Here is a 21,054-nt window from a genome sequence, read left to right on the forward strand (position 1 = left end):
TCCGGGATCGTCCATCGTTCGACCGCAGCTTATGCGGAAATCCTGGCGGCGAGCCCTCTGAATACGACGTGCATGAGGTCGCAACACCACACTGGCGCGAGCCTTAGCGCCGCTCGGCGGCGCGGCTCGCCCACGTGATGACGAAGCGCCCCAGGACAATCCCCACGATACCCGCCGCCGCCTTGAGGACGGCATCGACAACCCGCGCATGCCGGCCAGGGTCGAACAGCTGCAGGAACTCGAGAACGCCGGCCACCGCGCAAATGAACAGCACGGTCTGCGTCACGCGGGACGGGAACCCGAGCGCCAAGGCCAGCCCCAGCAGGACGTAGGCCAAAGCGCGCTCCACATTGGCGTCGCCCAGATACGGCCGGAGCTGGATTGGCGACAGCGTCGCAAAGGTGATGAGAGCCAGTAGCGCGAGCGCGGCGAGACGGGAAACGGAGGTCATGCCCGCTCTTACAGGCCGCTGGCCGCGATAACAATATTTGCCGGCGCCGGTCGTGGATCGGTCCGCCCACGCGGCGCCCGTGCCTTCCCGGCGATGGAATGGATCTGGCACAAAGGCCGTCAGACCGGCACGGCATCAGCGCGCTTGCCCGGCAGCGGCTGTCCGAAATCCTTGTGGCCGTTCAGCGATGCCCGATACGCCATCGGCGACTTGCCGTTGATGCGTTTGAAGGCGTTGCTGAAGGCGCTTTCGGACGTATAGCCGAGCGTGCGGGCGACGACGGCCACCGGCGTCCGCTCCTCGCGCAAGGCGCGCTCGGCAAGGCGCATGCGCCATTCGGTCAGATAGGCCAGCGGCGCAATGCCGGCGACCGTCCTGAAATGGACGGCGAATGAGGTGCGCGACATGGCGCAGGCTTTCGCCAGCTCCTCCAGATGCCAGGCGCGGGCCGGGTCGCCATGCATCAGGCGAAGCGCCGGCGCGATGCGCGGCTCGGCCAGCGCCTTGAGCCAGCCGGCGGGCATCAGGCTCGCTCTGTCGAGATGCGAGCGCAGGATCTCGATGAAGAGCAGTTGCGTCAGCTGCGCCGAGGCGAGCTGCGCGCCCGGCTGGCCGGCGTCCCTCTCGTCGATCAGCCGGTCGAGCAGCCAGCGGAAAATGGCCGCCTGTGGCGACGCCGCGCGTGTGTGGATCCATGGCGGCAGTAAATCCGCCAGCAGCCCGCCGCGCGCCGGATCGAGCAGGACATGGCCGCCGATATGGGCGAATTCCGAGCCGTCGCCGAGCGTCACCAGCGTGCGGCCGACGCCGGTGAACAGGCTCATCGCGTCGACCGGCGCAAGGCTTGGGTCGCTGGCGAGTACGAAGCCGCGCCGCGCCGCAAGCAGCCCGACATCGCCGGTCTCGAAGCGGAAGGGTTTTGGCTCGCCTTCGAGAGTGACCCAGCAGCTGCCCTTCACCACGGCGAAGAACTTGATCTTGTCGCGTCCAGGGAAGCTGATCGCCCACGGGCCGCCGGCGGTGAAGCCGCCCGTGACGACCGCCTCGGCATTGGTGAGCGTGAGAACATCGGAGAAGGGATCGACGGTCATCTTCGTACTCTCGCGCAGAAAATGCGGATTTTCAAGCATTCACAGTACAGAAGCGCCGTCCTACCTACCGCGCATCCTGCGCCCCGCCATCGGATGCGGCGCTCCATTCCAAACTCGGAGGCATCAAATGACCGACAAACTCGTCCTGGTGACCGGCGGCACCGGCTTCATCGCGCAACACTGCATGCTGGCGCTGCTGAATGCGGACTACCGCGTGCGCACGACCATCCGCTCGCCAGGGCGGGAAGCGGAGGTGCGCGCGCATCTCGAGGTCGGCGGCGTCGATGCGGACGACCGCCTCTCCTTCGTCCACGCCGATCTCACCGACGACCGCGGATGGCCGGAGGCGGTGACCGGATGCGACTATGTGATGCATGGCGCCTCGCCGACGCCTTCCGGCGACCATATCCGCGAGGAGGATTGGATCGGACCCGCCGTCAACGGCAATCTTCGGGTGCTCAGGGCCTCGCGCGATGCAGGCGTGAAGCGTGTCGTACTGACATCGGCCTTCGGCGCGATCGGCGTCGGCCACAAGCCGGACCACCGGCGGCCCTTCGACGAAACCGACTGGAGCGACCTGACCGGCAATGTCGCGCTCTACCAGAAGTCGAAGACGCTCGCCGAGCGCGCCGCCTGGGATTTCGTGGCGCGCGAAGGCAACGGGCTGGAACTGGCGGCGATCAATCCGGTCGCCGTCTATGGGCCGGTGCTGGGGGCCGACTATTCGCATTCGATCAGGCTGATCGCCAACATGCTGGAAGGGCAGCCGGGATGCCTCAACGTCAACGCCTGCTGCGTCGATGTGCGCGACGTGGCGGATCTGCATCTGCGCGCCATGACCGATCCGGCCGCCAAGGGCGAACGCTTCCTGGCGACCGTCGGCGAGAGCATGTGGATGGTCGAGGTCGCCGAATTGCTGCGGCAGCGGCTGGGCAAGGCCGCCGAAAAAGTGTCGACGCAGGTGTGGCCCGATGAGCAGGTGCGCATCGCCGCCGAAACCAATCTGCAGCTCAAGGGCGTGGTGCCGCTGCTCCACTACGACATGAGCGCGACGGGCAGGAAGGCCGAGCGCCTGCTGGGCTGGACGCCCCGCTCGCGGGAGGAAGCGATCCTATCCTGCGCCGAGAGCCTGATCCGGCTTGGCCTGCTGCGCGGCTGAGCTTGGTTGAACGGCGCGCGGGGCCGGTGCATGTTTGCCCGCGCGCGCTTTGGCGAACCGCCTGGAGCCGCGATCCTCGGACGAAACCAGCGGAGCGCCATCGGGCGATGACGACCATCCATCAATTCGCCGTGTCGGAGGGGCAGGAATGGGTGCTGCCGGCCGATGATGACGCTTACGAGGAATTCTTCAGCCTCGACGGACGATCCCTCAAGGGCTGGAAGCCGCCGGTGATGCGGCGCGTCGAGGAAGGCGAGCGGCTCTATTCCGATTTCCCCTGGCTCGGCGAGCATGCGCCGCTGTTGCGCCGGCCGGCTGTCGAGGCGCTGGCGGCGGCGTTGCGGCCTTATGGCGAGCTTGTCGCGCTGCGTGGCGAGGAGGTCTGGCTGCTCAACATCACCCATGTGATCGACGCGCTGGAGGCGCGCTCGCAGATCGTGCGCTTCGACGGCGGCGACATCCTTGCGATCGAGCGCTACGCCTTCGACGGGAGGAAGATCCAGACAGCGGAAGTGTTCAGGCTGCCGATGCGGGCTTCCCCGGTCTTCGTCAATGACGTGTTCGTCGAGCGGGTGCGCAAGGCCGGGTTGCGCAATGTCTCATTCGAGCCGGTATGGACATCGGACGAATAACAGTTTTGCGGTTTGCGGCAGAGACGGGGAGAAGGAACTGGCCGCCACGCCCTGGCCCGGCCTCTGGGCGTATCTGGAGCATGGCTCTGGCCCAACCCGCACATGCATGAACGGGATGGCCATTATAACCAGAGGCTTTATAACGGTCGTCGACAAAGCGATCACCAAGGGGAGACGATGCGTTACATACGTCCGCTTTCAATCGAAGATGCCGTTGGCGAGCTCGCCAAAGCGGTAGGACCGGCCGCCATCCTGGCCGGGGGCAGCGACTTGCTGGTGAGGATGAAGGGCGGCTTCATCGAGCCTGAGCTGATCGTCGACATCAAGCGCATAAGCGGCCTGAGCGACGTCACCGAGACGGCGGAAGGCTTCCGGATCGGCGCCGCCGTGCCTTGCGCGGTGCTGGGCGAGAACAAGGCGCTGCGCAAGGCATGGCCTGGCGTCGTCGAGGCCGCAAACCTGATCGGCTCCAAACAGGTGCAGGGCCGCTGCACCATCACCGGGAATCTGTGCAATGCCTCGCCCGCCGCCGACAGCGTGCCGGCGCTGGTGGCGGCCGGGGCCAAGGCGGTCGTCGCCGGGCCTTCGGGCAAGCGCACCATTGCCGTGGAAACCGTGCCGACCGGACCCGGCCGCACCTCTCTCGCCAAGGGCGAGATCATCGAGGCGATCCTGCTCGACAAGCGGCCTGACCATGCCGGCGACGCCTATCTGCGCTTCATTCCGCGCACCGAGATGGACATCGCGGTGGTGAGCGCCGGCGTCAACCTGACGCTCGATGACAAGGGCGCGATCAAGACCGCGCGTGTGGCGCTGGGCGCCGCGGCACCCACAGTGCTTCTCGTCGAGGAAGCAGGCCAGGTGCTGGTAGGTTCGAAGCTCGACGAAGCCACGCTGGAGCGGCTGGCCAAGATCTGCTCCGGCGCCTGCCGGCCGATCGACGACAAGCGCGGCACCATCGAATTCAGACGGAAAGTTGCGGGCGTGCTGGCGCAAAGGGCCGCCGCTATCGCCTACAAGCGTGCGGGAGGCAAATAATGGCCGGTGTAGCTGTATCAACCACGATCAACGGCGATGCCGTCGAATATCTCTGCCAGCCCGACGAGACGCTGCTGGAAGTGCTGCGCGACCGGCTCGGCCTGACCGGCGCCAAGGAAGGCTGCGGCACCGGCGACTGCGGCGCCTGCAGCGTCATCGTCGACGGCCGCCTGGTCTGCTCCTGCCTGGTGCTGGGCGCGGAAGCGGAAGGGCGCAAGGTCGAGACCATCGAAGGCATGGCGCATGGCGATCAGCTGCACCCGCTGCAGCAGAAGTTTTTGGAGCATGCGGCCCTGCAATGCGGCATCTGCACGCCGGGTTTCCTGATCGCAGCCAAGGACCTTCTGGCGAAGAACCCCTCGCCCACCGAGGAGGAAATCCGCTTTGGGCTCGCCGGAAACCTCTGCCGCTGCACCGGCTATGACAAGATCGTGCGCGCCGTCCAGGACGCGGCGAACGTGATGAAGGGAGCCTGATCCATGAATTTCGATCCGCGCTTTTCAGGACGCCAGTTCGCTTCCGTCGGCACGCGCCCGATCCGCCCCGACGGCATCGACAAAGTGACCGGACGCGCCCGCTACGGCGCCGACTTCAACATGGCCGGCCAGCTGGTTGGCCGCGTGCTGCGCAGCCCGCACGCCCATGCGGTGATCAAGAGCATCGACACGTCCAAGGCGGAAAAGCTCGCCGGCGTGAAGGCGGTGATCACGGCGAAGGACCTGCCGGACCTGACCGACGGCGATGCCGCCATGTACGACATCCTCGACAATTGCATGGCGCGCAAGAAGGCGCTCTATGACGGCCACGCGGTGGCCGCGGTGGCGGCGATCGACGCCCGCATCGCGCGCGAAGCGCTGAAGCTGATCGAGGTCGAGTATGAGGTGCTGCCGCATGTCACCGATGTCGACGAGGCCGCGCACCACCACGCGCCGCTGATCAACGACCAGGTCTTCACCGAAGGCCTCGAGGAAAAGCCGGTAAAGCCCTCCAACATCACCAAGCGTACGCAGTTCGGCCATGGCGATGTCCATGCCGGCTTCGCCAAGGCCGATTTCATCGTCGAGCGCTCCTTCAAGACCGAGCAGACGCATCAGGGCTATATCGAGCCGCATGCCTGCGTGGCGAGCGTCAACCCGGACGGCACGGCGGATTTGTGGGTGTGCACGCAAGGCCATTTCGTCTACCGCCAGCATTGCGCCCAGCTGCTTGGGCTGGAAGCCTCGAAGCTGCGCGTCACCTCGTCGGAGATCGGCGGCGGCTTCGGCGGCAAGACGCATGTGTGGGCCGAGCCGGTGGCGCTCGCGCTGTCGCGCAAGGCCGGCCGTCCGGTGAAACTGGTGATGACCCGCGACGAGGTTTTTCGCGCCTCGGGGCCAACCAGCGCGACCTCGATCGACGTCAAGATCGGCGCCAGCAAGGACGGCACCATCACCGCCGCGGAAGCGACGCTGCGCTATAGCTGCGGCCCCTATGCCGGCTCCTGGGCCGAGATCGGCGCGATGACGGCCTTCGCCTGCTACAAGCTCGAGAACGTCAAGACTGTCGGCTACGAAGTGCTTGTCAACCGGCCGAAGACGGCGGCCTATCGCGCGCCGTCGGCGCCGATGGCGGCCTTCGCGGTGGAAAGCGCTGTCGACGAGCTCGCCCATGAGCTCGGCATGGACGCGGTGGACTTCCGCATCAAGAATGCCGCGCAGGAAGGCACGCGCGCCTCCTACGGCCCGGTCTACGGGCCGATCGGCATCGGGCCGACGCTGGAGGCGGTGAAGCACCATCCGCACATGAAGGCGCCGCTCAAGGCCAACCAGGGGCGCGGCATGGCCTGCGGCTTCTGGTTCAATTTCGGCGGCCAGACCTGCACGGACCTCAACATCGGCATGGACGGCTCGGTGTCGCTGGCCGTGGGCACGGTGGATGTCGGCGGTTCCCGCGCCTCGCTGTCGCTGGTGGCGGCGGAGGAGCTCGGCATCGACTACAGCCATGTGAAGGCGATCGTCGCCGACACCTCCTCGCTCGGCTACAACGACATGACCGACGGCAGCCGCGGCACCTTCTCCTCCTCGATGGCGACGATCTCGGCCGCGCGCAATGCGATCAAGATCCTGCGCGAGCGCGCCGCGCAGATGTGGGATATCCCGGTGGAGGACGTCACCTGGGAAAAGGGCCATGCGATCGCCAAGGGCGAGAAATACGGCAACCTGTCGCCGCTGTCGCTGAAGGACATCGCGGCCAAGTCCGGCACCACCGGCGGCCCGATCGCCGGCCATAGCGAGCTCGTCGCCGACGGCGCGGGCGTCTCCTTCGCCACGCATATCTGCGACGTCGAGGTCGACCCCGAGACCGGCTCGACCCGGGTGATCCGCTACACCGTGGTGCAGGATGCCGGCAAGGCGGTGCACCCGACCTATGTCGAGGGCCAGTACCAGGGCGGTGCGGCGCAAGGCATCGGCTGGGCGCTCAACGAGGAGTATATCTACGGCAAGGACGGGCGGCTGCAGAATGCGGGCTTCCTCGACTACCGCATCCCCGTCTGCTCCGACCTGCCGATGATCGACACGCAGATCCTGGAAATCCCCAACCCCAACCACCCCTATGGCGTGCGCGGCGTTGGCGAGACCTCGATCGTGCCGCCGCTGGCGGCGATCGCCAACGCGGTGTCGAATGCTGTCGGCGTGCGCATGACCCATATCCCGATGTCGCCGCCGCGCATCCTGGCGGCGCTCGACGCGGAACGGGAAGGCTAATGCTGAAAAGCGCGAAGCGCTTTTCAGCTCACGTCCCCGCCCTATGAGGAGGCTGGGGTAATGGTCGAAGTCACCCTCTGGGGCTCGCTCAGCGCGGTCGCCGGCGGCAAGGCCAGGCACGAGGTCGAGGCCAAGGACATAAGGGAACTGTTCCGCAAGCTGGCGGAACAGTATCCCGGGATAGAGCCGTGGATCGATCGCGGCATAGCGGTCGCGATCGACGGGACGATCTATCGGGATACGTGGAGCAAAGAGCTGCCACCGGGGGCGGAGATATTTTTGTTGCCGAGGCTGGCAGGGGGATAGATCGACAAGCGTTCACCAGCCATCGACGACGTAGGTGGCGCCAGGTTCCGCTATCTTAGCCGGCAGCTTCCAAGAATTTTGGGCAGCTATGACTGCCTGGGAAAACACGCGCCGACCCCGTGTCCTCAACGTAAATCCGATAGACCGCCGCCTGAACTTGGCGGAGCCAAGGCCAATCTGACGACCACCGCGACTGTTACCGATGCGTCTCGACGAAAGCTTTGCAGCGAGGTGACAACTGCTCGATCCTGCCTTCAAGATCGCATTTACCCATCGGTTTCCCAGGGCAAAGCCGAGCGTAGTCACTGTGACATCCTTTGCCTTCGAAAATTTTGTAACTTCTTACCTGCGCCGGGTTGGTTCCGCTGGCCGAACTGGATACCAACCCGGTTTCGGTATCCATCGCGCCATCGCGTCCCGCCCCCTTTCCACCGCCGCCCCTGCCACCTTTCGCAGACGCGGCACCACCCTGGGAAGCGCATATGACGCTTGCACCTATCATGACGAGTAGCATGCGACGTGACATAAACATTTCTCAATCTCCAGCTCAGCTTAATTTACAAAACGGTATAATATAAATATCCTTATATTGATATCGAACCAATATTATGGCGATATACTCACAATTACTTCCTGCTTGTGCGAAATGGGAATGCGCCATCCGGCTCGAATTGGCGATCTGATATGCCTGGTATTCATTCCCGACGGCGTAGTTTGCCCTTCTACGCCCGACCACATTCTTTCTATTGAGCTCGTGAACTGCGGAACCTCCATCTGCCCGATACAATCGGTCGTCAGTTTGCGTCTGGGATTTGCAAGAAAATCGGCGGCTACCTTCGACCCGCAAGGGTCGGAATCTATCACATCGTGTCCGACGCCCCGAAAAACGACCACTTGCCCGAAAGGAAGGGTTTCGGCTGCGTGATTGGCCCACGCGGTTGGCGTCGCCGGATCATATTCTCCTGACAACAGAAGAGTGGGGATGTCGGTGCGGCGTGGCCGCTTCTGCGCCGGTCCCCTTTCAAGGATCCAAAGTGGGCACGCCCATGAGTAATCATCCGATTCAACCCACTTCGCCCAGTATTGATCACGCTTGTCACTCATATCCGGAAGATCGCTATCCGAACACGTGACCGAATAGTCCATTCCTTGGGAAATCTCCAAGTCATCGGGTTCGAATGAGATCTCCGTCAGCGGCCTGAAATCCTGTTCATAGGTTCTCCGGATCAGTTCAGGAAGCGTTGAGATGGCGTCGCGATCGTACAACATGCCAAAAATGAGATCGAGGAAGTCCGCACCAGAAACATATGTATAGCGCGCCTCCTTTTCTGCGCTCCGTAGCAATAACGGCTGACGATCCAATTGTCTTGCGATAGTCTGCACTACGTGGGATATGCCTTGCATACAGCTGTTTGCTTTCTGGCAATCCCGCTCTAGAATCTTTAGTGATCGTTCTAGATTTGGACCGTCTTCATTCAGGTAATTGACATCCAATGGAACAACAGAGTCTAATATACTCGCGGAGACACCTTCCGGGTGTTGGTTCATCACTTCAAGCGCAAGTCTGGTTCCGTACGACACACCATAAAGAACCCATTTTTCAATCCCGAGAGCGCTCCGAAGATCATCAATATCCCCCGCGTTTTCCTCGGTGTTGTATGCGTCAAGATCAATTCCTCTCGCGACCAACGCAGTCCGGCATGCGATAAGTTCTTTTCTTTTGGCCTCGTAAAATCTATTGTCTTCCCCGACGTTTGACAGAATTCCGTTCCAGTGATCGGACTCGAAATATTGAGAGCAGTCCAGATTCGGAGCAGACTTTCCGATACCCCGCTGATCGACGACGACCACTCGGCGTCCGACCATCCAACTTTGGGCGCCAATGAATTCCCACCATGAATCAATTTCTTCGCTGCTGCCGATTTCAGCGGGTTGGCCAGGCCCACCCGTGAGAAACACAATAGGCTCGTGTCGTTCGCGGTCCGGCTCAAAGACGACAACTGACAGGACAACCTGGTTGGTGCTCTTTTTCTTCCGGTTTTCAGGGACATTGAGCGTCCCGCACGTCATTGTGCGGTCTCGCGGGATTTCGAACCAACAGTTCGTTTTCTTGAACTCCGCCCCATACATCTCCCCGCACTCCGCGCAGACGAGAAACGCAACTGTCGCGATTGCGAGGAAGAAGAATTGATCCAATTTGATGAACGCGTGTCTGACCAAAGTTGACGTCAGACCCCCATTTATGAAGAAATGCCCTCGAACAATCATTTTCTGCCCACCCCTCTGGATCTCAACGAGCAGTGTTGCTACACGCTAGCCGCGCACTCCATGAATCATGCGCAGTAAACGAGAAACAAACTTATCTACTTCTGCCAGTTCCGCCCAACGAAAGCTGGCCAACTGCTCAACGATGCTTTTAGGGTCGTATTTGCCGCTCGATATAGCCGGCCATGGCCGTTCGTATTCGCGGCTGCATTCTCGTCCCCTGAAAGTTTGTTCCTGCCTCCCCTTGGCGATCACAAATTAGAATACTCTAATGCAAATATCGAGACAAGACGACCGAAGGGGGTTGCAGATTTTCTGGTGCGCAGATTGGCTGGTGAATAGCGAGCGGCCCGCCGCCATCGCTCGTTTCTCAGATCCCGCGCGGACCGCCCCCGGCATAGCCGCCTATCGCCTGAGCCCGAAAAAGCTCAGGACGGCGAGAATGACGACGACGAGGCCGACGATATAGATAATGCTGTGCATGGCATGTCCTCCTATGGAGGACTAATAATTAGAGCGGACTAATGTTCCGCCGCACAGGCAGTCCGAAACGTCATCACTCAGGCGGGGCTCGTGGACTCTCCCCGCTTTCGGGTCCGGCCGGCACCCGGACCGATGGTTTTACCGGGTTGGCCGGTCTTCACGCATGACGTTGTAGAGCAGCAGGCCCGCCATCAAGGACACCACGGCGCCCACCACGTCATGGCCGGTCAGCCCGGAATAGTATACGAAAGCAAATGCCAGCTCGGCCATGGCTCCAACCCAGGATGCGAGGGACTTCTCAGGGAGAACCTTCAGGGCGCGCTAATGTTCCTCACGGCCGGCCCCGATCTTCGCCGCCTGCGCCGAGGCGAGCGGACGGCCGCGCGATGCTCGCGATGCTCAGGCTCTGTCGTTCTTCTCGGAGCCGACTATCGCCGCCAGGATCGCTTCGTATGCGCTTCCGATCTCCTCCTCAATCTCCTCCTCGGAGATGCCGGCTGCCCTGGCATCGGCGAACAGCTTGCTCGTCAGCTCGGCCACCGAGACGATGTCCGCGCCGACCTTGCCGCGCATCACATTGTCGGTGATCCAGCGGCCAAAGAACGCCGCGCCACGCTCGCTCATTCGCCCTGCTCTTTCAGAAAATGCGCCTCGCGAAGCAGCGCATCCCAGTCGGTTCCTGTCGTCTCGATCAGCTCGCCGGCCCGTTCCTGGGTGATGCCGGTTTCCCTCGCCAGGCGTCCTGCAAGCAATTCGAACACGGCCTGGTCGCTCTCCCCGAGGCTGCCTTCGCGATGCTGCAACGCCTCGAAGATCACTTCGAAGACGCTGTCGACCTCCTCCTCGATCTCGCTAGGCCGCATGCCTTCGCGCGCGGCCGCCTTCATCATCTCGTCGGCAAGATCGCCCACCGCTACCGGATCGTCTGTCAGCACGTTCGGCAGATGCTCCGCCATCCATTTGTCGAAGAAATCGAGACCGCGCCTGCTCATCTGGCCATAAGCGCGCGGGCAACATTAGGTTCCGCTGATGGGGACTGAGGTCCCAAGCGACGGCGCATAGGTCCATCGCGTGAAACATAAGCCCGGCGATCTCATTAGGACTGCGCTGACGAGCAATCAGTCCCTTCATCGTCAGGCTGCCGGATCGCCCGCCACTTGCCCACAGGTGGCGGGCGTCCGATCGAAGAACAAGAACTGGGGCCGAGGTGAACAGTGTCGATTTCCGATGAGCTGCGGGACGCGAGTCTTCGCTATGAATGCCCAAACTGCCACCAGGCGATCATCAGGAACGGTTCCTGGTTCAAGTCGGTGAGCACCTTCCGCTGCGAGGCCTGCAAGACCAAGCTCAGGCTTGGCTACTCGGCCAAGCTGGCGCTTTTCGAACGCCACGGCAAGGCGGCGTTCTCGGGGACGTGACCCATGCGGCTGAGCGACCCCTTTGGCGAGCAGCAGTTCCATTTTCGAGCGCCGTTCGAGCGGCCGCAAACGACAACTGCGCGCTGCACCACCGCAACCTTTCTCTTCTCAGTTTCATCCCGGCCGATGGCGGAGCTGCAAAGATAGTCGCAAAGGCGGAGCGGACGAGCATTGCCGCGGCCGTGGGCATGGCGATCGGCCTTTTCATCGGGCCGGTGGCGTTCTCATGCCTGATGCTGGGCGTCTGGAACGCGGCGTTGGATAGCAAAGGAAGCAAGCATGATCACCACGACGTTGGAAACCAGGGTGGCGGGTTTGCAGGACAGGCTGAGAGCAGCCAAGCTCAGCACGGATGACATGCTGGCGTTTCAAAAGGTCGCGGACGTGCTGGACAATGGCCGTGGCGGCATCGATCTCGACGACCTGATCGCGCTGTCGTTTGTGGTGGAGGATGAGGATTGAGGGGGAGCCGGAGGCTCGCTCAGCGCCGTCCCCGGAGGCAAGGCCAGGCACGAGATCGAGGCCAAGGATATCAGGGAGCTGTTCCGCAAGCTGGCGGAACAGTATCCCGGGATAAAGCCGTGGATCGACCGCGGCATCGCCGTCGCGATCGACGGGACGATTTATCGGAATGCGTGAAGCAAGGAACTGCCCGAGGGGGCGGAGATTTTCCTGCTGCCGTGGTCCGCAGTGGGTGAGCGGAGGTTACAGCGCGACATAATGGGTAGCAGCTCCTGTCGACGAGTTCCCGCAACAGTTGCACTCTCGCGTGGAACCAAACCCACCGATGGCGCGTAGTCTCGCGGTGGTCCCCAGCACAAGAGGCAAGGTGCCCATGCCCGTTCGCAGGAAACGTAGGAAGCACTCCGGCAGCGATCTCTTGCTGGCGCCGGCGGTTATCGGCATGCGGGTGCCGCTGCTGGTGCTGGACGCCATGAGCCATGCGCCCAACGGGCGGGAAGCGCTGCACGCGGTGCAGGAAAAGGCGCTTGCGGCCACCGAAGGGCTGTTCGCGGCGCAGGCTAAGACGCTCGAGGCGGCGTTGCGCTTCTGGCCAGATGTTCTTTCCGGAAAAAGCCCGTCGCTTTGCGACGGAACGGTGGCGATGGAAGCGGCGGCGGCCGCCATGCTGCCCGCGGCCAGGCAGGTGCGGCGCAATTTTGACCGGCTTTCGAAACGGCGCTGATCGCGCCGCTTGCAGCCGCCGGGCGCCGGCGCCGGACAGGCCGGCTCAGCCGCAGCCTAAAGCGCGTCGCGTCTGAACGCCCTCACGCGACGCGCTTTAGGTTGTTGTTTTTATGCATGTCGTTGTCCCAAAACCGCTGCGCATTTTTGGGCGACATGCATTAGCCGATCGTTGCGAGGAACCGGTCGGTGAAGCCGGCGAGCGCGTTCCAGTCGGTGAATTCGTGATCCTGCCCGGGGCCTGGATCCTCGCCCTTCATGACGACGAATTTGACGAACTGCTCCTGGAAGTAATCGTATTTGGTGAAGCGCAAGGCGCCGCCCAGCAGAAGTGTCATGCGCGGCTGCCAGCCCGTCACGGAGACGAAGCGGTCGACATATTTCTGGGCAGCGGCCTCGTGGCCTTCCAGCGCCGCCGACAGGCTGACCGATACCAGCGCCGAAGGCTTGCCGCTCAACAGGTCGCGATGGGCGAACACGAAGGTCGTGACGGCTTCCTGATGGTGCTCCTGGTGGACCGACGCGGCAACAACGAAAGCGTCGAAATGCCAGAGCTTCAAATCGGGCGTGAACTTCGCGCTGTCCAGCAGCTCGACCTGATGCCCGCGCCCGCGAATGTCCGTGGCCATCCGCTCGGCGACTTTCCTGGTCTGCCCTTCAGTCGTCCCATAGACGATCAAGAGGTTCACGATGTCCCTCCGACGGTGGACAGGCATTGATGGGCCGATACCGTCCCGCCCGGCACGCCCCAATGCAACGGAGCGCATCATAGCGCATCAAAGGGGTTTCACGCACCGATTTTCGCGGCGGCGCGGATGCCGGGGTTCGCGCCATTCCGCGGGCCGCAATTCGCTATGGAGGCGCCTGCGCCCCGGCCATCGGCGACCAGCGCGCTCGGCCGGCCGGCGCGGGAGAACTGGGCGCAGCGGTGGGACGACGGGCATGCGCCATGCTTATGCGATCGCGCCATGTCGCGGCGCAGCTATTTTAGCTATCTTGAATATGCGGCGGACCCAGGTTCGCCGGGCCGGCGTCGGGGCGCTGCTCCCCTCAGGCAACAGGCGCCGGCCACTCAGAACGCGGCCCCGCGCGCCAAGCGCCGGCTCGGTGTTGACCGCCAGCGGCGCTTGCGCAGCCGATGCGCAGGCGCAGCCCTCGCCCTGCGCCGGGCGCCGCTATTCGCCGCCGCCGGCGAGATCGTTCGAGGCGAGCGGGTTCATGCGCTCCAGCGTTCCGTCCTTCATGACGAACTGGTGCCATATGGCGATCAGCGCATGGGCGCCGGCCAGCCACAGGATCAGCGTGCCGCCGGTTTCATGCAGGTCGGCGATCAGGCCCGGCGCGCCCTGCACGGGCAAGGCCAGCGCCGGCAGCTCGATGCCCAGGAAGGATATCTGGATGCCGAGGCGCGAGGCGGCATACCAGCCGCTGAGCGGCAGCGCGATGAGGAACAGGTAGAGCACCGTGTGTCCGGCGCGCGCGGCAAGGTCCATCCAGCGGCTCTGCGGGTCCTCGACGAGCGGCGCACCGCCCAGCCAGCGCGCCAAGAGGCGCGGCACGACCAGCAAAAGCACGGCAAGGCCCAGGGTGAAATGCAGGTAGGGCGGGTCGGCGCGCGCATGGCGCCCGCCTTCGGCGGTGAGCCAGGCGATGACGACCAAAAGGGCCGTAAGCCAGTGGATCGCGATGGTGATCTGTGAATAACGCCGCATCATGCTTGCTCCGTCTTGTCAGGCGCGCATGCCGAGGCCGGGAACGCCTCGGCGCGCAAACGCCGATATGTTGCCGCGGGCGTCCAGGCAGGCGCCCGCGGTTGCCCCGGTGCGGGGCGCGTTCAGGCGATGTCGGCCGGCGCGGCTTTGCGCTTGCGGCCGGTGATCATCGCGCGAACAAGGTTTTCATTATGGCGAAGGCTTGCCAGCGCCACGCCGCCGATATGGACGAGCACCAGCGCGAGCAGGCCGTGCGCGGCCAGGCTATGCGCGTCCTCCACCCAGGACACGCCGAAATACGCGTCCGTGGTCTGCATCCACCCGGTCACCGCCACCGACACCATCATGGCCATCAGCACCAGCACCATCGCGCCGCCAGCCGGGTTGTGGCCGATATAGCGGGCCTCGCTGCCCCTGATGATGGCAACGAGATAGCGCAGCACCGTCGCGGGATCGCGCACGAATTGCGAGAAGCGCGCATAGGGCGTGCCGACGATGCCCCAGACCAGCCGCATGGCGACAAGCGAGGCGGCGGCGTAGCCGGCCCAGTGGTGGATGTTCTCGGCGCTTTGCGGCGTGAACCAGGCGATCGCGAAGCTCAGCACCAGCGCCCAGTGGAAGCCGCGCACGACACGGTCCCAGACGCGCACCACGTCGCGGTGCGCGTGGGCTTCTGCCGGCAAGGCTCGATCAGTTTTCGCCGGCTTCGGCATTGTCGAGCTTCTCCAGCGTCTCGGCATTGTAGGCGGTGTTGACCTTCTTGCCGTCCTTGTCGACCGCATAGACCTCGTAGCAGCCCTTCTCGGTCTTGATCTGGCGCACGGTGAGGCCCTCGCCCTTCAGCTGCGCCTCGAGCGTCGCCTTGGGCTGGAACTTCGATTTCGCGGCGGTGCTGCAGGTGCCGGCCGCCAGCGCCGGTCCGGCGATCACGCCCGCGAGGGCGGCGATAACGAGAGTGCGATACATGGGATCTCCATCTGGTTGGGAGGTTGCGGCGCGGCTGAGGATTCAGCGACGGGCCGTGACGGCATGCGCGCGTCATTGGCGAGGCATAGCGAATCCAAGCTGACAACCGACTGACAGAAGTCCCGGAAAAGATGGCTAGGGCAGAGAGCCGGGCGGCTTGCCTGATACCGCTGAAATTCTGGGGGTTAAGCCGACGGAAGGCCGACGGCTCCTAAACGGCGAGCGTCGGCTCGGTATTGATCTCCAGCGCCGCTTCCGCCTCGTGATCCTCATCGGGCAGGACCTCGCCATGCACCGCCAGCGGGCGGCCGATCCAGAGCGGGTCGACGAGGTGGTCGCGTTTGGCATTGGCGGTGTTGGGGTGGATCAGGATGCTCAAGCCGCCATGGTTCAGCATCAGCCACGGAACCAGCGTGGCGAAAAGGCCGGTGGCGAAGGAGACCTGGTACATGGCCTGGTCATGCGGACCGACCTTCCCATCGTGCCAGTTGCCCAGGCGCACGCGAAAACGCTCGCCGATGCGCTCGCGCAGCCATTCGGCATGCCGGCGCTCGGCCGGCCCGTCGAAATAGATATGGGCGTGATAGCTGGCGATCTCCGCGAGCTGCCTTACTTCGCTCATCCCGGTGTTTCCTCCCCGTAGTTTCCCGTCTGCCGTGCGGGACTCTAGGTGGTTCTTCGTTTCATGGAAACGGTGAACCGCTCAACGGTGCGTTCAGCGTCGGCGAGGCTTGGCGGGCCAATCGCATATGCTGGCGCTGCCCCCGCTCCGTCTCGGCGCTGCGCGCCGAGCCACCTCTCCCCCCCTTTGTGGGGGCGAGGAAATGCTAATCGCCGAGGGCGAGGAAACACCAATAGTGCGGCTTCGGAAAGCTTGGGTTCCTCGCCCCCGCCAAGGGCGGGGGAGAGGTGGCTCGGCGAAGCCGAGACGGAGCGGGGGAGCGACCTCCGCGATTGCGCACAGCTTCGGAGCGCCCTACCCCTTGCCGCCGTTCGGTCCACTTCCCCACAGCGCCCGCTGGATCAAGCCGCGCTTCTTCTTCCTCGACACCAGCTCGACATCACTCACCAGTCGCGCCCCACCCTCGCGCCGCTCCAGCGTGATCTTGCGCGTATGAAACGCTTCCAGCTCGGCGCGGTGGGCGACGCTGATGATGGTGACCGTGGGCAGTTCCTTGATCACCGTCTGCATCATCTTGTCCTGGCTCTTCTCGTCCAGCGCCGAGGTCGCCTCGTCGAGCACGACGATGTCGGGCGCGTGCAGCAGGAGGCGGGCGAAGGCAAGGCGCTGCTTTTCGCCGCCCGACAGCGTCTGGTCCCACGGCGCCTCCTCCTCCAGCCGGTCCTTCAGATAGCCAAGACCGACCTTGTCGAGGGCAGCAGCGATCTCCTTCGTCTTCCAATTGTCGGCGGCGGCCGGATAGCAGGTGGCACGGCGCAGCGTGCCGGACGGAATGTAGGGGCGCTGCGGCAGCATGAAGAGCCGCTTGCCCGGGTGGAAATCGACGCTGCCGCTGCCCCAGGGCCACAGGCCCGCAATGGCGCGCACCAGCGTCGACTTGCCGGTGCCGGATTCGCCGGAGACCAGCACGCGCTCGCCGGGCTGGATCTCCACCTCGGTCTCCTTGACCACGGAGGTACCGTCGTCGAGCGTCACGGAAAGATTTCTGAGGCTGAGCATGGCACCGTCCTCGGTCTCGCCGCGCTGGATGCGGCCCAGCCGGTCGTTCTCTTCGGCCCGCTCCAGCCCGTCGAGCGACATCATCAGCGAGGCGATGCGGCGGGCCGAGGCGTTCCAGTCGGCAAGCCGGGGATAATTGTCGACCAGCCAGCCGAACGCGCCTTGCACGAGGGCGAAAGCGGAGGCCGCCTGCATGACCTGTCCAAGGCTCATCGAGCCGTCAAGGAATTTCGGCGCGCATAAAAGCACCGGCACGACCGGCGCGAACAGGCTGGAGCCCTGCGAGACGAGCGTGGTGCGCATGTGCTGGCCGGTGAGTCGCGCCCAGCGGCCGAGCACGGCGGCGAAGGAGCGGAAGATGCCGGCGTTCTCCTCCTCCTCGCCGCCCAGCAGCGCAATGCTCTCGCCGTTCTCGCGCACGCGCGTCAGCACGTAGCGGAACTCGGCTTCCGTCTGGTTCTTCTGCTCGGAAAGCTCAACGAAATGGCGGCCGATGAAGAACATCGAGGTCGAGGTGATCGCGGCATAGATGACGGCGGTGACGACGAGGAAGCCGGGGACGGTGATGACCGAGCCGCCCAGCGAAAAACTCAGCGCGCCGCCGATGGTCCACAAGACGACAATGAAGGTCGAGGCCGACAGGAAGGCGTTGAGCACGCCGGCGACGAAATCGACAGGCGATTCCGTGGCGATCCTGAGATCCTCGGTCAGGCGCGCCTCGGGATTGGCGTGGTCGCCCTTGACGAGGTTGAGCTGGTAGTAGCGGCCGCTGGCAAGCCAGCGCTGGATGACAGCCGTGGTCAGCCAGGAGCGCCAGCGCCGCTGCATGGTCATGCGGACGTAAACCTGCGCGACCACCAGGCTGATGCTGCCGGCGACCAGCGGCAGGAAGATGGCGCTGAGCCAATAGACGGTGTGGGCGTCGCGCTGCTCGATGGCGTCGAAGATGGCGCGGTTCCAGCGGTTGATGCCGTACTGAAAACCGACATTGACACAGATGAGCGTGAGCAACCCGATCGTCAGCGGCCAGGCGAGCCTGTCTGCGCGCAAACCCCAATAGCCGCGCCCGCTGATCCAGAAGCGCCGCAGAAGATACTTCTTGCGCGCCCGCTGGGCCTCTTCCGGCGAAAGCTGAGGGCTGGGCTCGGCGGCCTCGGGCGGCGGCGACCCGGCATGGCCGATGGTCTCGGGCGCCGCGTCGGCGGGTGCCTTTTCCTCCGGCGGGCTCCCGCCGGCCGGTGGCTTGTCTCGCAGCGATTTGTTGCCTTTCAGCCGGTCTCCTGGTTCGTCTTCCGCTGGCTTATCCGCGCGCGGCTTCACAGCGCCGCGCGGTTTCGGCTGGCGCGGCTTTTCGTGGCGCGGGGCATTGGCGCGCGACGCCGGGCGCGGCTTGCTTTCACCGCGCTCAATGGCACTGTCGTCCGGTTTCGGTTTGCGCTTGGCCGGGGGCATCGCGCGACAACGGCCCAAAAATCAAAAGGTTTCATGCCGCCCGCCCAGGCCAACCGCATAGGGCGCTCCCCCTCTCCGTCTCGGCTTCGCCGAACCACCTCTCCCCCGCCTTTGGCGGGGGCGAGGAATCCAAGCTTACAAAGGCCGCGCCCTTCGCCGCTGGCGTTTCCTCGCCCCCATGAAATGGGGGAGAGGTGGCTCGGCGCGCAGCGCCGAGACGGAGAGGGGGCAGCGCTGCCATATGCGATTGCCCCAGGGTGCCCGCTATGTCGCCACCCTGCCCTTTCGCGGCGCCCGCTCACGCCGCGGTGCCGCTGCGGGGATTGCGCCGCGGCTCCAAAAGGGCCTCGCCCGCCGCATCGAAGGCGAGCGCGTCGCGCATCGGCAGCGCTGGCGAGAACAGAAAGCCTTGCGCGATCATGCAGCCCAGCGAGCGCAGGATCATGCGGTCGGCGTCGGTCTCGACGCCCTCGGCCATCACCTCGATGCCCAGCGTGCGGCCAAGGCCGATCACCGCTTCGACCACGGCCTGGTCCTCGACGGATTTCGCCAGGTCGCGCACGAAATCCTTGTCGATCTTGATCTTGCGGATGCGGCTGTCCTTCAGCGACACCAGGGTCGAGAAGCCGGTGCCGAAGTCGTCGAGAACGATCGATATGCCGGCATCCGCCAGCCGCCCGACCTTTTCACCGACCCTGTCGCGGTCGACCGGCGCCTCTTCGGTGATCTCGATCTCGAGCATCGCGGCCGGCACATCCTTCGCCTTCAGCCCATCGAGGATCATGTCGTCGACATTGCCGGCCTCGAGCTCGCGCGGCGAGAGGTTCATCGCGACGCGAACATCCGGGCGTCCCTGCCGCATCAGCTCGCCGATCATGGCACAGCAATTCAAGAATACCGTCTCGGTCAGCAGCGAAAGCAGGCCGGTCTCGCGCGCGGCGGTGACGATCTCGGGCGGCGAGATGGCGCCGTGGACCTCGTGGTGCCAGCGCAGCAGCGCCTCGAAGCCGACGACCGCACCGGTGTCGAGCCGCACCAAGGGCTGATACCAGGAGCAAAGAGCGCCGCTTTCAATAGCTCCACGCAGATCGCGCTCGATGCAGTTCTTGCGCTCCAGCGCGGCATCCAGCCCGGCGTCGAACAGGTAATATTCGTTCCTGCCGCCGCGCTTGGCGGCATAGAGCGCGAAGTCGGCCTTGAGCAGCATCTCGGTCAGGCGCGGCTTTTGCGCCTGGTAGATGCCGATCGAGGCGCCGACGCGCACCGAGTTCAGCTCCGGATCCGGATTGGCGATGGCCGCGATGATGGCGGATGCAAGCTCGCCGGCCGGCCGCGAGGATCTGCCGGCGGAAAAAAGCAGCACGAACTCGTCGCCACCGATACGCGCGATCGTCGCGCCTTGCGGCGCGTGGTCCTCGATCCGGCGCGCCACCTTGACCAAAAGGTCGTCGCCGATGTTGTGGCCGTAGGTGTCGTTGACGGATTTGAAGCCGTCGAGGTCGATCAGCATGGCCACGAACGGGCCGTCGGAAGGACCGAGCTCGCCGATCGCCTGCTCCAGCCCGTAGCGGTTGAGCAAATTCGTCAGCGGGTCGCGCCTGGAGTTGCGTTCCATCTCGGCGGCGAACTCGCGCGCCTCGTATTTGAGGCGGCTCGTCTCGCGGAAGCGGGATTGTCCGATCAGCGCGCTCCTGACCATGCCGGCGAAGAACATCGCGATGGTGAAGGCAAGCACGTAATTGGCGACGCCGCCATGCGCCAGCACGCAGCCGGCGGCGATGAGCAGCGGCAAGGTGATGAAGTTGATCGAGGCCGGCGCGTAGGAAGTGCCGTAGGTGACCGACCCGGCGGAAGCGCCAGCCAGCATGATCAGGTAGAGCGGCGCCTCAGCCGTGGCGTATCCGTCGCTGAGCAGCGCCAGAAACGACCAGGCGATGCCCGAAGCGAGGGCCAGCAGGCCATAGAGGGAAAGCTGGGCGCGGACCGCCTGCGGCCTGTCGTCGGCCGCGTCGGACTGGGCGAGCGCCAGCACCAGGCGCGCGCCGTTGATCAGGGCGACCGCGACAAACCAGAGCACCACGGCAAGGCCGCCGCCGGAGATCAGTTGCACCAGCAGGATCAGCGCAGAGAGCACCGTGCCGACAGGCATCGAGATGAAGACGCATTTGCTCAGATCGCCAAGCTGGTCGCGCAGGATGCCGGCTTCCACCGCCTCGCTCCGCCCCTCCGAAGAGGGGCCTGCAACCAGCCGGTCGTCATGCTTTGCCATGCTTAACGTGGTTAGGCGAGCGGGATGAAAATCGTGTTAAGGATTCCGGCGGTTAGGGGATATTTCCGCAGCGTAACAAGATGCGCGTCTGAGCGTCCATGAGGCTAAGCGAATCCACGACCATTATGCCCGCCATCCAATCGGGGAATGAAGGCGAGCGAGTCGACACACAGACATCAGCGAATTCGCCAATGGCCTATTG

The 21,054-nt window shown here is 64.3% G+C and carries 22 protein-coding genes; 9 read left to right on the top strand and 13 right to left on the bottom strand.

Annotation, left to right across the window (positions count from 1 at the left end):
• Nucleotides 1-103: 103 nt before the first annotated feature.
• Together EN852_RS11135 and EN852_RS11140 are read right to left on the bottom strand one after the other, a co-directional pair.
• A complete protein-coding gene (locus EN852_RS11135; protein WP_127875007.1) occupies nt 104-451 on the bottom strand; it encodes a VanZ family protein in 348 nt (115 codons plus the stop codon).
• Between the two features lie 119 nt (nt 452-570).
• Complete coding sequence (locus EN852_RS11140; protein WP_189545834.1) at nt 571-1,542, bottom strand: AraC family transcriptional regulator; 972 nt, start codon at nt 1,540-1,542, stop codon at nt 571-573.
• A 127-nt stretch (nt 1,543-1,669) separates the two neighbouring features.
• Between EN852_RS11140 and EN852_RS11145 the strand changes: the two genes are divergently transcribed.
• The 6 genes from EN852_RS11145 to EN852_RS11170 all read left to right on the top strand — a co-directional run bounded on the left by EN852_RS11145 (nt 1,670) and on the right by EN852_RS11170 (nt 7,421).
• A complete protein-coding gene (locus EN852_RS11145) occupies nt 1,670-2,701 on the top strand; it encodes an aldehyde reductase (RefSeq protein WP_127875005.1) in 1,032 nt (343 codons plus the stop codon).
• A gap of 107 nt (nt 2,702-2,808) precedes the next feature.
• Nucleotides 2,809-3,333, top strand: coding sequence for a DUF1629 domain-containing protein (locus EN852_RS11150; RefSeq protein WP_127875004.1), 525 nt, complete (start codon nt 2,809-2,811; stop codon nt 3,331-3,333).
• A gap of 177 nt (nt 3,334-3,510) precedes the next feature.
• A complete protein-coding gene (locus EN852_RS11155; protein WP_127875003.1) occupies nt 3,511-4,371 on the top strand; it encodes a xanthine dehydrogenase family protein subunit M in 861 nt (286 codons plus the stop codon).
• Complete coding sequence (locus EN852_RS11160) at nt 4,371-4,847, top strand: (2Fe-2S)-binding protein (protein ID WP_040980422.1); 477 nt, start codon at nt 4,371-4,373, stop codon at nt 4,845-4,847. Before EN852_RS11155 ends, EN852_RS11160 begins: the two co-directional genes overlap by 1 nt.
• A gap of 3 nt (nt 4,848-4,850) precedes the next feature.
• Complete coding sequence (locus EN852_RS11165; RefSeq protein WP_127875002.1) at nt 4,851-7,115, top strand: xanthine dehydrogenase family protein molybdopterin-binding subunit; 2,265 nt, start codon at nt 4,851-4,853, stop codon at nt 7,113-7,115.
• A 60-nt stretch (nt 7,116-7,175) separates the two neighbouring features.
• Complete coding sequence (locus EN852_RS11170) at nt 7,176-7,421, top strand: MoaD/ThiS family protein (protein ID WP_127875001.1); 246 nt, start codon at nt 7,176-7,178, stop codon at nt 7,419-7,421.
• Nucleotides 7,422-8,027: 606 nt separating this feature from the next.
• Here the strand turns inward: EN852_RS11170 and EN852_RS11175 are convergent.
• The 4 genes from EN852_RS11175 to EN852_RS42250 all read right to left on the bottom strand — a co-directional run bounded on the left by EN852_RS11175 (nt 8,028) and on the right by EN852_RS42250 (nt 11,161).
• Nucleotides 8,028-9,617 carry an alpha/beta hydrolase gene (locus EN852_RS11175; RefSeq protein WP_189545836.1) on the bottom strand — a complete coding sequence of 530 codons (1,590 nt, stop codon included), beginning with the start codon at nt 9,615-9,617 and terminating at the stop codon, nt 8,028-8,030.
• A 690-nt stretch (nt 9,618-10,307) separates the two neighbouring features.
• On the bottom strand, nt 10,308-10,439 hold the full coding sequence (locus EN852_RS43160; protein WP_281058777.1) for a hypothetical protein: 132 nt from the start codon (nt 10,437-10,439) through the stop codon (nt 10,308-10,310).
• Between the two features lie 129 nt (nt 10,440-10,568).
• Nucleotides 10,569-10,793 (bottom strand): DUF768 domain-containing protein, encoded by a 225-nt coding sequence (locus EN852_RS11180; RefSeq protein ID WP_127874999.1) that lies wholly within the window; start codon nt 10,791-10,793, stop codon nt 10,569-10,571.
• Nucleotides 10,790-11,161 carry a hypothetical protein gene (locus tag EN852_RS42250; protein WP_246694237.1) on the bottom strand — a complete coding sequence of 124 codons (372 nt, stop codon included), beginning with the start codon at nt 11,159-11,161 and terminating at the stop codon, nt 10,790-10,792. Before EN852_RS42250 ends, EN852_RS11180 begins: the two co-directional genes overlap by 4 nt.
• A gap of 222 nt (nt 11,162-11,383) precedes the next feature.
• On the opposite strand from EN852_RS42250, the gene EN852_RS11190 reads away from it, so the two are divergent.
• From EN852_RS11190 to EN852_RS11205, 3 genes are all read left to right on the top strand, one after another.
• Nucleotides 11,384-11,587 carry a hypothetical protein gene (locus EN852_RS11190; protein ID WP_127874998.1) on the top strand — a complete coding sequence of 68 codons (204 nt, stop codon included), beginning with the start codon at nt 11,384-11,386 and terminating at the stop codon, nt 11,585-11,587.
• Nucleotides 11,588-11,866: 279 nt separating this feature from the next.
• Nucleotides 11,867-12,049: a hypothetical protein gene (locus EN852_RS11195; protein WP_127874997.1), complete on the top strand. Its 183-nt coding sequence runs from the start codon at nt 11,867-11,869 to the stop codon at nt 12,047-12,049.
• A 373-nt stretch (nt 12,050-12,422) separates the two neighbouring features.
• Entirely contained in the window at nt 12,423-12,773 is a 351-nt protein-coding gene (locus EN852_RS11205; protein WP_127874996.1) for a hypothetical protein, read from the top strand.
• A 160-nt stretch (nt 12,774-12,933) separates the two neighbouring features.
• Here EN852_RS11205 and EN852_RS11210 read toward each other — a convergent pair whose 3' ends face one another.
• The 7 genes from EN852_RS11210 to EN852_RS11240 form a co-directional block, all read right to left on the bottom strand.
• The gene (locus EN852_RS11210; RefSeq protein WP_127874995.1) at nt 12,934-13,461 is read right to left on the bottom strand and encodes a flavodoxin domain-containing protein; all 528 of its coding nucleotides are present in this window, start codon (nt 13,459-13,461) and stop codon (nt 12,934-12,936) included.
• Nucleotides 13,462-13,947: 486 nt separating this feature from the next.
• Nucleotides 13,948-14,484, bottom strand: a complete 537-nt coding sequence (locus EN852_RS11215; RefSeq protein ID WP_127874994.1) for a cytochrome b/b6 domain-containing protein — start codon at nt 14,482-14,484, stop codon at nt 13,948-13,950.
• A gap of 122 nt (nt 14,485-14,606) precedes the next feature.
• Nucleotides 14,607-15,167: a cytochrome b/b6 domain-containing protein gene (locus EN852_RS11220; protein ID WP_246694238.1), complete on the bottom strand. Its 561-nt coding sequence runs from the start codon at nt 15,165-15,167 to the stop codon at nt 14,607-14,609.
• Nucleotides 15,168-15,174: 7 nt separating this feature from the next.
• Nucleotides 15,175-15,450 carry a PepSY domain-containing protein gene (locus tag EN852_RS11225; RefSeq protein WP_127874993.1) on the bottom strand — a complete coding sequence of 92 codons (276 nt, stop codon included), beginning with the start codon at nt 15,448-15,450 and terminating at the stop codon, nt 15,175-15,177.
• A 211-nt stretch (nt 15,451-15,661) separates the two neighbouring features.
• Nucleotides 15,662-16,072 (bottom strand): DOPA 4,5-dioxygenase family protein, encoded by a 411-nt coding sequence (locus EN852_RS11230; protein WP_127874992.1) that lies wholly within the window; start codon nt 16,070-16,072, stop codon nt 15,662-15,664.
• Between the two features lie 354 nt (nt 16,073-16,426).
• Nucleotides 16,427-18,583 carry an ABC transporter ATP-binding protein/permease gene (locus tag EN852_RS11235; protein ID WP_246694239.1) on the bottom strand — a complete coding sequence of 719 codons (2,157 nt, stop codon included), beginning with the start codon at nt 18,581-18,583 and terminating at the stop codon, nt 16,427-16,429.
• A gap of 298 nt (nt 18,584-18,881) precedes the next feature.
• Complete coding sequence (locus EN852_RS11240) at nt 18,882-20,852, bottom strand: GGDEF domain-containing phosphodiesterase (protein ID WP_127874991.1); 1,971 nt, start codon at nt 20,850-20,852, stop codon at nt 18,882-18,884.
• Nucleotides 20,853-21,054 lie beyond the last annotated feature (202 nt).

The organism is Mesorhizobium sp. M2E.F.Ca.ET.209.01.1.1, from assembly GCF_004010375.2.
Taxonomy (GTDB): Bacteria; Pseudomonadota; Alphaproteobacteria; order Rhizobiales; family Rhizobiaceae; genus Mesorhizobium.

Coding starts and splice junctions, on each gene's coding strand:
- EN852_RS11165 (WP_127875002.1), top strand. CDS start 4,851: ATGAATTTCGATCCGCGCTTTTCAGGACGCCAGTTCGCTTCCGTCGGC.
- EN852_RS11230 (WP_127874992.1), bottom strand. CDS start 16,072: ATGAGCGAAGTAAGGCAGCTCGCGGAGATCGCCAGCTATCACGCCCAT.
- EN852_RS11145 (WP_127875005.1), top strand. CDS start 1,670: ATGACCGACAAACTCGTCCTGGTGACCGGCGGCACCGGCTTCATCGCG.
- EN852_RS11150 (WP_127875004.1), top strand. CDS start 2,809: ATGACGACCATCCATCAATTCGCCGTGTCGGAGGGGCAGGAATGGGTG.
- EN852_RS11240 (WP_127874991.1), bottom strand. CDS start 20,852: ATGGCAAAGCATGACGACCGGCTGGTTGCAGGCCCCTCTTCGGAGGGG.
- EN852_RS11160 (WP_040980422.1), top strand. CDS start 4,371: ATGGCCGGTGTAGCTGTATCAACCACGATCAACGGCGATGCCGTCGAA.
- EN852_RS11155 (WP_127875003.1), top strand. CDS start 3,511: ATGCGTTACATACGTCCGCTTTCAATCGAAGATGCCGTTGGCGAGCTC.
- EN852_RS11215 (WP_127874994.1), bottom strand. CDS start 14,484: ATGCGGCGTTATTCACAGATCACCATCGCGATCCACTGGCTTACGGCC.
- EN852_RS11205 (WP_127874996.1), top strand. CDS start 12,423: ATGCCCGTTCGCAGGAAACGTAGGAAGCACTCCGGCAGCGATCTCTTG.
- EN852_RS11225 (WP_127874993.1), bottom strand. CDS start 15,450: ATGTATCGCACTCTCGTTATCGCCGCCCTCGCGGGCGTGATCGCCGGA.
- EN852_RS11170 (WP_127875001.1), top strand. CDS start 7,176: ATGGTCGAAGTCACCCTCTGGGGCTCGCTCAGCGCGGTCGCCGGCGGC.
- EN852_RS43160 (WP_281058777.1), bottom strand. CDS start 10,439: ATGGCCGAGCTGGCATTTGCTTTCGTATACTATTCCGGGCTGACCGGC.
- EN852_RS11180 (WP_127874999.1), bottom strand. CDS start 10,793: ATGAGCGAGCGTGGCGCGGCGTTCTTTGGCCGCTGGATCACCGACAAT.
- EN852_RS42250 (WP_246694237.1), bottom strand. CDS start 11,161: ATGAGCAGGCGCGGTCTCGATTTCTTCGACAAATGGATGGCGGAGCAT.
- EN852_RS11235 (WP_246694239.1), bottom strand. CDS start 18,583: ATGCCCCCGGCCAAGCGCAAACCGAAACCGGACGACAGTGCCATTGAG.
- EN852_RS11135 (WP_127875007.1), bottom strand. CDS start 451: ATGACCTCCGTTTCCCGTCTCGCCGCGCTCGCGCTACTGGCTCTCATC.
- EN852_RS11195 (WP_127874997.1), top strand. CDS start 11,867: ATGATCACCACGACGTTGGAAACCAGGGTGGCGGGTTTGCAGGACAGG.
- EN852_RS11140 (WP_189545834.1), bottom strand. CDS start 1,542: ATGACCGTCGATCCCTTCTCCGATGTTCTCACGCTCACCAATGCCGAG.